At 69.8% G+C, this 10,997-nt stretch carries 9 protein-coding genes and 1 pseudogene; 3 read left to right on the top strand and 7 right to left on the bottom strand.

Translation table 11 applies throughout. The features are described 5' to 3' along the window. Positions 1–146: 146 nt before the first annotated feature. The 7 genes from ABZ192_RS26155 to solA all read right to left on the bottom strand — a co-directional run bounded on the left by ABZ192_RS26155 (position 147) and on the right by solA (position 7,557). Positions 147–1,427 carry an FAD-binding oxidoreductase gene (locus ABZ192_RS26155; protein WP_356926895.1) on the bottom strand — a complete coding sequence of 427 codons (1,281 nt, stop codon included), beginning with the start codon at positions 1,425–1,427 and terminating at the stop codon, positions 147–149. Positions 1,428–1,536: 109 nt separating this feature from the next. After that, positions 1,537–2,379, bottom strand: coding sequence for an ABC transporter permease (locus ABZ192_RS26150; protein ID WP_356926894.1), 843 nt, complete (start codon positions 2,377–2,379; stop codon positions 1,537–1,539). After that, positions 2,376–3,278 (bottom strand): ABC transporter permease, encoded by a 903-nt coding sequence (locus ABZ192_RS26145; protein ID WP_356926893.1) that lies wholly within the window; start codon positions 3,276–3,278, stop codon positions 2,376–2,378. Before ABZ192_RS26145 ends, ABZ192_RS26150 begins: the two co-directional genes overlap by 4 nt. A 3-nt stretch (positions 3,279–3,281) precedes the next feature. After that, a complete protein-coding gene (locus tag ABZ192_RS26140) occupies positions 3,282–4,448 on the bottom strand; it encodes an ABC transporter ATP-binding protein (protein WP_356926892.1) in 1,167 nt (388 codons plus the stop codon). Next, positions 4,441–5,532: a polyamine ABC transporter substrate-binding protein gene (locus tag ABZ192_RS26135; RefSeq protein ID WP_356926891.1), complete on the bottom strand. Its 1,092-nt coding sequence runs from the start codon at positions 5,530–5,532 to the stop codon at positions 4,441–4,443. The genes ABZ192_RS26140 and ABZ192_RS26135 overlap by 8 nt, the downstream gene beginning before the upstream one ends. A 102-nt stretch (positions 5,533–5,634) precedes the next feature. Next, positions 5,635–6,315 carry a haloacid dehalogenase type II gene (locus tag ABZ192_RS26130; protein ID WP_356926890.1) on the bottom strand — a complete coding sequence of 227 codons (681 nt, stop codon included), beginning with the start codon at positions 6,313–6,315 and terminating at the stop codon, positions 5,635–5,637. A 105-nt stretch (positions 6,316–6,420) separates the two neighbouring features. Next, positions 6,421–7,557 (bottom strand): N-methyl-L-tryptophan oxidase, encoded by a 1,137-nt coding sequence (gene solA / locus ABZ192_RS26125; RefSeq protein ID WP_356926889.1) that lies wholly within the window; start codon positions 7,555–7,557, stop codon positions 6,421–6,423. Between the two features lie 279 nt (positions 7,558–7,836). On the opposite strand from solA, the gene ABZ192_RS26120 reads away from it, so the two are divergent. The 3 genes and pseudogenes from ABZ192_RS26120 to ABZ192_RS26110 all read left to right on the top strand — a co-directional run bounded on the left by ABZ192_RS26120 (position 7,837) and on the right by ABZ192_RS26110 (position 10,824). After that, entirely contained in the window at positions 7,837–9,453 is a 1,617-nt protein-coding gene (locus ABZ192_RS26120) for a PucR family transcriptional regulator ligand-binding domain-containing protein (RefSeq protein ID WP_356926888.1), read from the top strand. Positions 9,454–9,638: 185 nt separating this feature from the next. Continuing rightward, positions 9,639–10,190: pseudogene (locus ABZ192_RS26115) on the top strand (SDR family NAD(P)-dependent oxidoreductase); the annotation flags it as partial. Beyond that, positions 10,117–10,824, top strand: coding sequence for an SDR family oxidoreductase (locus tag ABZ192_RS26110; RefSeq protein ID WP_356926887.1), 708 nt, complete (start codon positions 10,117–10,119; stop codon positions 10,822–10,824). The pseudogene ABZ192_RS26115 and the gene ABZ192_RS26110, both read left to right, overlap by 74 nt. Positions 10,825–10,997 lie beyond the last annotated feature (173 nt).

The following is a 10,997-nucleotide window of genomic DNA, read 5'->3' as shown; positions in this document are numbered from 1 at the left end:
TCACCGGTGGCCGGGTTGTCGACGGCCAGCGTCCGGCCGGACTCCGCGTCCTGCCAACCACCGCCGATGAACAACTGCTTGGGAACATCACGGACAACAGTCATCTCGAGGTCTCCTTGTATGCGTAGAGGTGCGCTGCCGCACGGTCAGCGGATGCGGTCCAGCGTCTTGTAGTAGGCGCCCGCGAAGGGCAGGAACCAGGCGGTGCCGTTGTAGAGGGGGATGCGGGGCGGGGCCAGGTCGCGCACCGGGCTGACCTCGGGGTGGCCGTCCATCACCTCGGCCATGACCTGCCCCATGTGCGTGGCCATCTGCACGCCGTGGCCCGCGTATCCCATGGAGTAGTAGACGCCGTCCTCGGTCTGCCCGGCGTGCACGATGCGGTCCATGGCGAAGCCGACGGAGCCGCCCCACACGTACTCGACCTTCGTCCGGGCGAGCTGCGGGAAGATCTCGCACATCTCACGGAACAGCACGGCCCCGCTCTTCTTGTCCGAGGTGGGGTCGGACGGTGCGAAGCGGGCGCGGCCGCCGAACAGCAGCCGGTTGTCCGGGGTGAGCCGGAAGTAGTGGCAGACCTGGTTGGAGTCGACGATGAGGCGGGCCTTGGGGATGATGTCCCGGGCGAGCTGCTCGCCGAGCGGCTCGGTCACGATGATGAAGCTGCCCAGGCAGACCTGCTGGCGGCGCAGCCACGGGAAGTTCTTGTCGGTGTAGGCGTCGGTGGCCATCATGACCTGCCCGGCGCGGATCACACCGCGCTCGGTGCTGACCTCGAAACGGCCGGCTGCGGTCCGCCGGACGCCGATGGCCGCGTTGCGCTCGTGGATCTCGACACCGGTGCGCTCACACGCCTCGGCCATGCCGCGCACGAAGCGGCCGACGTGCAGCGCGGCGCTGAACGGGTCGAGCAGGCCGCCGTGGTAGGCGTCGGATCCGATCTCGGAACGCAGCTCGGACTTGCTGACCAGTGTGGTCTCGTGGCCGAAGTACTTGGCCAGGTCGCGCTGTTGGGCCTTCTTGCCCTCGAAGTGCGCGGGGCGGGAGGCCACGCCCAGGCGGCCGACGCGGTTGAACTGGCAGTCGATGGACTCCTCGTTCACGAGCCGCTCGACGGTGTCCACGGCCTCGCCGTAGGAGTTGTAGATCTCACGGGCCCGCTCGAGGCCGTACCGGCGGATGGCCTGGTTCACGCCGATCGTGAAGCCCAGGTTCGCCATGCCGCCGTTGCGCGCCGAGGCGCCGGAGCCGATCTGGCCCTTCTCCACGAGCGTGACACGGGCGCCCTTGCGGGCGGAGTGCAGGGCGGTGGACAGACCCGTCAGGCCGGCGCCGACGACCACCACGTCGGTGTCCTCGGTCAAGGGCTTGCCGGACCGGTCCGGGAACGCCCCGGCGGTTTCGATCCAGTAGGGAATCGTCTTCATTGCGGGTCTCCTGCGAGGAAGTTTTCGGGGGGATACCGGCCGGGCACCTGCTCGGGGGCCCGGCCGACGGCGCTGTCAGCGGGTGGCACGGCCCGTACCGGCGCACGGCTCAGGTGAGGGGTTCGACGGGCAGGACGCCGCCTTGGCTGTTGCGGTGGCCGCCGAGTTTGCGGACGAGGGCGACCAGGGCGAGGGCCAGGATGGCCAGGGCGATCAGGACGGCGCTGACCGCGGTGACGGTCGGGTCGACGTCGAACTGCAGGGCGTTGAACACGAGCACCGGCAGGGTGCGGGTGTCGGGTGTCGACATGAACTGGGCGATGAAGAACTCGTCGAAGCTGGTGATGAACGAGAACACCGCTGCCGCGATCAGGCCGGGGGTGGCCAGGGGGAAGGTGATGCGCCGGGCGATGGTCATGCGGCTGGCGCCCATGCTGGCCGCGGCGTCTTCGAGCCGTTCGTCGATGCCCTTCAGGGTGGAGATCATGATGAGGACCGCGATCGGTGCGGCCAGCACCGTGTGCCCGAGGGCGATGGCCAGGGGGCTGCCGAGCATGCCGACGGGTTCGAAGAACAGGAACAGTCCGAGGGCGATGACGACTTGGGGGATGAGCATGGGGGCCAGGACCAGTCCGTAGACGGCCGCGTGCAGCGGGAGCCGGCCCCGGGCCAGGGCGGTGGCGGCGGTGACGCCCAGGATCAGGGAGAACACCGTGGTCAGGGCGGCGACCAGGCTGGACAGGGCGATGGAGGTGGCCCAGTCGCTGCCGGGTGCGGCCATCTGCTCGTACCAGCGGGTGCTGTACTCCTTGGGCGGGAAGGTGCCGATGCCGTCGGCGCCGAAGGAGGTGACCAGGATGATGACGATGGGCATGGCCAGGAAGAGCAGGATGGCGGTGGCGCTCAGGCCGCGGCCGATGTGTCCGGCTCGGGTGGCGGGCAGTTCCATCATGAGCTGCTCCTTCGTGCGTGTGCCTTCTTGCGGCGGAGCTTGGCCAGACCGAGCACGCCCAGCCCGGCGAAGGTGAGCAGCAGCAGGATCACGCCGAAGGCGGCGGCGGAGTTCCACTGGTCCTGCTTCATCACCTGCTGGTCGATCAGCGCCGCGACGACGGTCTGCTTGTCGCCGCCCATCAGGGCGGGGGTGATGTAGTAGCCCAGGCAGAGGATGAAGCTGAGCAGCCCCGCCGTCCCCACGCCGGGCGCCACCAGGGGCAGATAGACACGGCGGAAGATGGTCGGGCGGGACGCGCCGAACCCGGCGGCCGCGGCGAGCAGCCGGCGGTCGACGCCGCGCATCACACCCTGCAGGATCAAGACCGTGTACGGGAGCATCACGGAGGTGGTGCCGATGACCACACCGGTCTCGTTGTAGAGCAGCGAGTACGGCGCGCCCGGGGCGTGCACGGAGGTGGCCAGCGTGTTGATGAAGCCGTGATCACCGAGCATGATGATCCAGCCGTAAGTGCGCACCAGGGCACTGATGAAGTGCGGCACCACCACGATCAGCATGGCCAGCGCGGCGAAGACGGGCCGCATCCGGGCGATGGCGTGCGCGAGCACGAAGCCCACCAGCAGACTGAGCACGGCGGTCTCCGCGGAGATCCGCAGGGTGGAGATCAGCACGGACAGGTTCACGCCGCTGAGGGCGTCGGCGTACCAGTGCAGGGTGAAGCCGCCACCGTCGCCCTTGAGGCTGAGGGAGAGCACCCCGATGATCGGGTAGACGAACAACACCAGCAGGAACACCGTGACGGGGACGGCGTTGACCAGCGCGATCCGTGAACGGTGCCCGCGCTTCTCGGACGTCTTCACACGCACCTTGGCGGGTGCGACAGCGGTGCCGGCCACGGCTCACCCCCCGTCCGTCGCGTCGAAGACACTGACGTCGGCACGGTCGGCGGTCACACAGACCCGCTCGCCCGTGCGCGGCGGAGCCAGGGCGGTCTCGATCCGCAGCGGCGGCGTCCCCGGAGCGGCACCGTCCAGGCGGACCGAGATCCGGGTCAGCGAGCCGACGTAGACGGCCGTCTCGACGGTGCCGGTACAACAGCCTTCCTCGGCACTGACGAGGCGCAGCTTGCCCGGCCGGACCGCTGCCCGGACCCGCTGCCCCGGAACACAGGGGTGCTCTCGGGCTGTGAGCACACCGCCGGTGTCGAGGCGCACCCGGGTGCAGCCGTCCGCGGTCGGCTCCTCCACCTTGCCGTCGAGGAAGTTGGCGGCGCCGAGGAAGTCGGCGACAAAGGGGGTGCGGGGGCGTTCGAACAGGCCGCGAGGGGTGTCGAACTGCTCGATGCGGCCGTCCTTCATGATGGCGATCCGGTCGGACAGGACCAGGGCTTCCTCCTGATCGTGCGTCACATAGACGACGGTCAGGCCCAGTTCGCGCTGGATGGTCTTGATCTCGGTCTGCATCTGGTCGCGCAGCTTCTTGTCCAGCGCGCCGAGCGGTTCGTCCATCAGCACGATCGGCGGGCGGTAGACCAACACCCGGCACAGGGCGACACGCTGCTGCTGACCACCGGACAGCTCACGCGGCTTGCGGCCGGCGAACTTCGACAGCCCGGCCGCCTCCAGCGTCTCCCCGACCCGGCGGCGGATCTCCGCCTTGGACACCCCGCGCAGTTGCAGAGGGAAGGCGACGTTCTCCTCGACGGTCATGTGCGGGAAGAGCAGGTACTGCTGGAAGACGAAACCGAAGTCGCGCTTGCCCGGGTTGAGTTTGGTGATGTCCCGGCCGTCGACGGTGATGCCGCCGGAGTCGGGTTCGGTGAACCCGGCCAGCATCATCAGGGTGGTGGTCTTGCCGGAGCCGGAGGAGCCGAGGAAGGTGACGAACTCGCCGGCCGCGATCTCCATGTCCACACCGTCGACCACCGTCGTCCCGCCGTAGGACTTGCGCAGCCCCGTCACCGACAGCGACTTGCCCGTCGGTGAGGCGGAGCTCGGGGCCAGGGCAGCGGCGAGGTCGTCGGCGGACAGCTTTCCGGCGGTCGGACTCTGAGTACGCTCAGGCATCGGCCCACTCCTGCCAGCGCTTGGTGACAGCGTCACGGTTCTTCTCCCACCAGGCGACATCCGCGTCGAACCCGGTCTTGAGGTTCTGCGGCGAGGTCGGCAGCGTGGCCAGGACATCCTCAGAGAGCAGCTTCGTCGCCGCCGGCACGACCGGGCCGTGCGGGAAGAGCTTGGCGAAGGCCGCCTGCACCTCGGGACGCAGCGAGAAGTCGATCAGCTTGTAGGCCGCGTCCGTGTTGTCCGCGCCCTTCGGGATGCCCCAGCCGTTGGTCATCCTGCGGGCGCCGTTCCACTGGTAGGCGACCGGCTGCCCCTGCTTGATCAGCTCGTCCGCGCGACCGCCCCACAGGCTGGTCGCGACGACCTCCTTGCGGCCCAGCAGCACCGCCGGCAGGGCACCGGTGTTCCAGAACTTCTTCACGTCACCGCGGATCCGCGACATCGCCCTGAAGGCCCGGTCCACATCCAGCGGGTACAGCTTGTCCAGCGGCACACCGTCGGCCAGCAGCGCGAACTCCAGCTCCGGCAGATCCACCTCCGCGCTCTGCAGGGAGCGGGAGCCGCTGAAGGCGTCCGTGTTCCAGAAGTCGGCCCAGCTCTTCGGGACACGCTTGAGGCTGTCCGTGCGGTAGGCCATCAGGCTCGCCCAGACGTTCTTGCCGACCGCGTGCTCCGGCAGGTTGTGCTCCGCGATCCCGGCGCCCTTGGCACTCTTCAGCCGGTCATGGTCGATGGGCTCCAGACACTCCTGCCCCACCATCTTCTGGAAGATCAGCAGCGAGTTGTCCATCAGGTCCACCTGAGGGCGGCCCTGCTTGACCTGGGCGATGATCTGCGCCGACTGGTAGTTGACCGTGGTGACCGTGATGCCGGTCTCCTTGGTGAACGGCTCGTAGATCGCCTTGGTGAGAGCGTCGTTGTAGGTGCCGCCGCTGTTGCTGACGACGAGCCGGTTCTTCCCGCCGCCCGAGCCGCGGCTTTCGCTGTTGCCCATGAGGGTGCCGCAGCCGGTCACCGCGGTGGCGGCGGCCAGCGCGCCTGCGGTGCGGAGTACGGTTCTGCGTCCTATCCGGTTTGCTTCCATCGGGCGCCTCCTGGTGGTGGGTGTGGGTTCGGGGGAACGGAAAACGCTGGGGGGTGGGGTGGGGTCTTCGGGGCTGTCCGTGCGGGCGGTGTGCGTCGCGCGTCAGATGCCGAGCATGGTGTTGAGCTCGTCCAGGGACTTCACCGTCACGTAGTCGTATCCGTGGGTGACCGGGTCGTAGCCGCGGTCCAGCAGGATGAGGTTGCGGAAGCCCATGTCGTGCATCGGCATGTGGTCGTAGCGGGTGTGCGAGGCGACGTGCACGAAGTCCTCGGGGGAGGCGTCGAGCTGGTCGAGCATGTACTCGAACGCGGCGTAGCGGGGCTTGTAGTAGCCGGCCTGCTCCGCGGTGAAGACCGCGTGGAAGTCCGCGCCGAGCCGGGGCACGCTCTCCTCCAGGAAGGCGTCGTCCCCGTTGGACAGGATCACCAGCTTGTAGTTCTCGCCCATCTTCTTCAGCGGTTCCGGCACGTCGGCGTGCGGGCCCCAGCTGCGCACGGCGTCGGCGAACCGCTTGCCCGCGTCCGGGGCGGCCTTCACACCCCACTTGCGGCAGACCCGCTCGAAGGAGTCCTGCAGCACCTGCTCGTAGGGGTAGTACTCGCCGCGCACCTGGTCGTAGCGGTAGCCGCGGAACTCCCGGACGAACTGGTCCCAGTGCTCTGCGGGGATCTGGTCGCCGACGAGTTCCCGCGTGATGGGGGTCATCGGCCACTCGATCAACGTGCCGTAGCAGTCGAACGAGACGTACTTCGGGCGGAACTGAAGCGAGGGAATGGGCATGAGGATGCTCCTGTCTTGGCTGCGGGGAACTGGTGATGGCCGGTGCGCGCCTTTTCGGGCACGCCTGAGGCGGACTTGCCGGAGTGGAAGGGGAGGTTGCCGGATTCAGGCGGCGCCGGCGCCGGCCGGTGCGAGGAAGTCGATGGGGTGTTCCGTGGTGCCGTCGAGTGCCAGGTCGGCGGCGATCTCGCCCATGGCCGGCGAGAGTTTGAAGCCGCTGCCGGAGAATCCGGCCATGACGATGACGTCGTCCTCGCCGGGGAGATGACCGACGAGCGGGTTTCCGGACTCGGTGTAGCCCTCCATGTAGACCGACAGCCTGATGGGGTCGGGGTTCAGATCGGGCATCAGCTCGCCGATGAGCTCGCGGAAGGTGGCGAGTTCCTCCGGGCGGACCGTGCGGTCGACCCGTTCGGGGTCGGGTACCGGCAGATAACGGGCGAGGGAGAGGCCCAGCTTGACGGAGATGCCGTCCGGCGACGGGAGCCCGTAGCAATCGTGCGGTGCGCTGCGCACGAAGGCGGGGGCGCCGCCCGCGAACCAGTCGTGGCGGGTGGGGATGTGCCAGGAGCTGATCAGCCGGCGGATGTCCACGGACCGTGGGAGGTCCGGGAGCAGGGTGTTGATCCAGGGGCCCACGGTCACCACGGCGGTGTCGACGTGGTCCGTGCCCTGGTCGGTGACGATGTGCACTCCGCCGCCCGCCGCGGGGACGATCTCCCGCACCGGGGTGTAGCGGTGCAGCCGGGCGCCGAGCTGTTCGGCGCGGGCGGCCGCCGCCTGGACCGACGCCTCGGGCCTGATGATGGCGCCCTCGCGGTCGAGCACGGCCGTGTGCCCGTCCGGAAGGCGATGCTGCGGGTAGCGGCGGGCGAGTTCCTCGCGGTCCAGGACCTCATGAGCCAGCCGGTGGGTGGAGCTGGCGGAGAGGAGGAGGCGCATCGACGGCGAGGCCGTCTCGCCCATCACCAGGCATCCGCTGCGGCGTCGCAGCGAGAGGCCGGTTTCGCGCTGGAGCCGGTCCCACATCCGGTCGGCGAGCCCCAGCAGCGGAATGTACCCGGGGTCACCGAGGTGTACGGCACGGAAGATGCGGCTCTCGCCCCCGGCCGCGCCGCGGTCGTGACCCGGCGCGTACCGGTCGTAGCCGATGACCTCGGCCCCGCGGGCGGCAAGTCGCCACATGACCTGGCTGCCCATGCTGCCGGCACCGATCACGGCGACGCGCTTCGGGATGCGCATGAGGTCGCTCCTTTCGCCGGGTGCGGCCTGGGTGTCAGTGGTGCCCCGGCACGGTGGGGACACCGTGCGGACCCCTTCGTTTCGGGTCCCTTGGGGATGGCGTTCACTCTCGACCCCGGCGAACCCGCAGGTCAACCCACACTCTGTTCCGCCTCGGGACCTTATCGAGACGATGTGTCACGGCGAGCTCGCCGGACACGGAAAGTGCCTTGCCCCTCTTGCCACGGTGATGTGCCGGTGCGAAGGTGACCCCCGATACCTCGGACGAAAGCACTCCCTATGCCGCCCAAACGTCCCGCAACCGGGCACTTCCCGACCATCACGGAGGTTCTGAGCCTCCCTGTGCTGGCAGAGGGGATGCCGCGCGTGCTGGCCGGTGAGGCGCAGCTGAACCGTGCGGTGCGCTGGGTGCACGTCACCGAACTGCTCAACCCCGCCGATTTCCTCGAGGGCGGCGAGCTGGTCCTGACGACCGGGATGCCCTATCCCGAGGACCCGTCCGAGTTGCGTGGCTACGTCGACCAACTCGCCGACGTCGGCGCGGCCGGCCTGATCGTGGAGCTCGGGTACCGGTACGGGAAGGTGCCCGACGAGCTGGTGGCGGCCTGCCGCGCCCGTGAGGTGCCGCTGGTCGAGCTGGCCCGCGGCGTCCGGTTCATCGACGTCACGCAGACGGTGCACGCGCTCATCCTCGACGCCCAGGGGGCGCTGCTGCGCCGCGGCAAGGACATCCAGGACATCTTCACCGCCCTGACGCTGCGGGGCGCGAGCCCCGAGGAACTGGTGCACACCACCGCCGAGCTCACCGGGGCCCCCGTGGTGCTGGAGGACCTCACCCACCGGGTCCTGATGTGCGAACTGCTCGGCCGGCCGTACGAGCCGGTGGTGTCGGCCTGGTCCCGGCGTTCCCGGGCCACCCCGACCCTGGAGAAGATCACGCCGAGCGGCCCGGAGGGGTGGCTGATCGCGCCCGTGCAGGACCACCAGGGGCCGTGGGGGCGGCTGGTCCTGCTGGAGGGCCGGCTGAACCCGGAGCCGGACCCGGAACACGTGCTGGTCCTGGAGCGTGCGGCGGTGGCCCTGAGCATGGCGCGGCTGGCGGGGCCGGCCTGGTGGGAGCGCCGGGCCCACCGCTCGGTGCTGCGGGACCTGTACGAACGGCGTTTCCGCTCCCCCGCGGACGCCCGCGCACGCGCCGAGGCACTCGGTCTGCCGACCCTCGGGCACCGCCTCTTCGCCGTGGTCATCCGCCATGCGCACACCGGTACCGGGGAGCACCTCGACGAGCGGATCGCGAAGGTGATGGCGCAGACGGGCATCCGCGCCCTGGTCGGCGAGACGGCGCCGGGGCGGATCGGCGTCCTCCTCGCCCTGGCGCAGGCCAGCGCCTGGCAGCCGGTCGCCGAGCGGATGGGCCGTCTCTGCCGCGAGGAGCTCGGCCCGGAGGTCGTCGTCGCCGTCGGCCCGGGCGTGACCGACCTCTCCGGGATCGCCCGGTCGTGGCAGGAGGCCGAGCAGACGGCCGAGGCCATCACGCCCGCCTCACCCGACCGCTGGTTCTACGTCCCCGCCGACGTCCGGCTGCCGGAGCTCCTGGGCGTGCTGCGGGAGGACGTCCGCCTCCAGCGGTACGCGGAACGCCAGCTCACGCGCCTCATCGAGCACGACGACCGCAACGGCGGCGACCTGCTCCCGGCACTGCGCGCGTATCTGACGGCGGCCGGGAACAAGTCGGTCGCGGCGAAACAGGCCGGCATGTCCCGGCAGGCGTACTACCAGCGCCTCCACACCATCGAACGGCTCCTCGGCTGTGATCTGGAGTCGGGCCTGCAGTGCACGTCCCTGCACGTCGCGGTGCTGGTGCTGGACGCCCGGGCGGCGACGCCCGGCGCGTGACGATGCCCCCGTCACTCCTCTCTTCCCCATAGGCCACCCCCGCCACCCCCGCCACCCACGCCACCGACGCCTCCCGGATCTTTCCGGGAGGCGTCGGACGCGCCCCCTTGCCAACGGCCGACGACCCCCACATTATCGTACGAGCGTAAGACTTACGGTCGTAATGCAAGGCAGGAGAGCTCGTGATGTCGAGAACTCAGCCGGTGGCGCTCGTGACAGGTGCCACATCGGGAATCGGCAAGGAAACGGCCCGCGCCCTGGCCTCGGCGGGTTTCGAGGTGATCGGAACCAGCCGCAAGACCTCCGGACTCACGCCGCCCGCCGGTGTGACGTACCTCGATCTCGACGTGGCCGACGACGACTCGGCCACCGCCGCCGTCGCGGAGGTGATCGACCGGTTCGGACGCATCGACGTCCTGGTCAACAACGCAGGCGTCGGCTCGGCGGGCGCCGTCGAGGAGAACTCCCTCAACCAGGCCCAGAGCATCCTGAACATCAACGTCCTGGGTGTCATCCGCATGACGAAGGCCGTCCTGCCGCACATGCGCGCCCAGGGCGGCGGACGCGTCATCAACATCTCGTCCGTCCTCGGCGTCGCCCCTCAGCCGTTCATGGCCCTCTACGTGGCGTCCAAGCACGCCGTCGAGGGCTACTCCGAGTCGCTTGACCACGAGGTCCGCGAGCACGGCGTCCGGGCCCTCCTCGTCCAGTCCGCCTACACCAAGACCAGCTTCGAGACGCCGAACTGCTCGGCCGCGTGCCACCGTCTACGCCGGCGCCCGCAACCCCGACCAGGTCGACCTGCCCGGCGCCAAGCCGATCGCTCTCGACATCACCGACCCCGCCTCCGTCGCGGCCGCCGCCCGGGCCACCGGCCACGTGACCATCCTGATCAACAACGCGGGGTCCTCCACCGGCGCCGACCTGCTCACCGCCGACCTGGACGACATCCGCCTGGAGATGGACACCCACTACTTCTGCACCCTCTCGGTGGCCCGCGCCTTCGCACCCCAGATCGCGGTGGGCGGCGGCGGCACGATCCTCAACATCCTGTCGGCCCTGTCCTGGGTCAGCTTCCCGCAGTTCGGCGCCTACTGCGCCGCCAAGTCCGCCGAGTGGTCACTCACCAACGCCCTGCGCCTGCAACTCGCCGACCAGGGCATCCGAGTGGCCGGCCTGCACGTCGGCTACATGGACACCGACATGGTCCGGGCAGTCGACCCGGCCAAGTCGGACCCCGCCGACATCGCGCGGATCACCATCGACGGCATCGCCGCCGGCGCCTACGAGATCCTCGCGGACAACGCCTCGCGCCAGGCACAGACCGCCTTGACCGGAGGCGTCTCCGCGCTCTACCCGCAGCTCCCCTGAGGGCCGACCGCCCAGGAATCCGCACCGAGCCCGGTGCGTACCGATGCTCGCCGGCGCACGCCATGCCCGTCACCCGCCGGCATCCACGTCCACTGATCCGTTCGGCGGGGCCGTCGGCGGCGTCGCCGGCGGCGGTCTTCTCCGTCCAGGGCGACTACGGGTCGGCTTCACCG

It is taken from the genome of Streptomyces sp. NPDC006235 (assembly GCF_040613735.1).
GTDB lineage: Bacteria > Actinomycetota > Actinomycetes > Streptomycetales > Streptomycetaceae > Streptomyces.
Note: the sequence above shows the minus strand (reverse complement) of the source record. Positions and strands in the feature narration are given on the sequence as shown.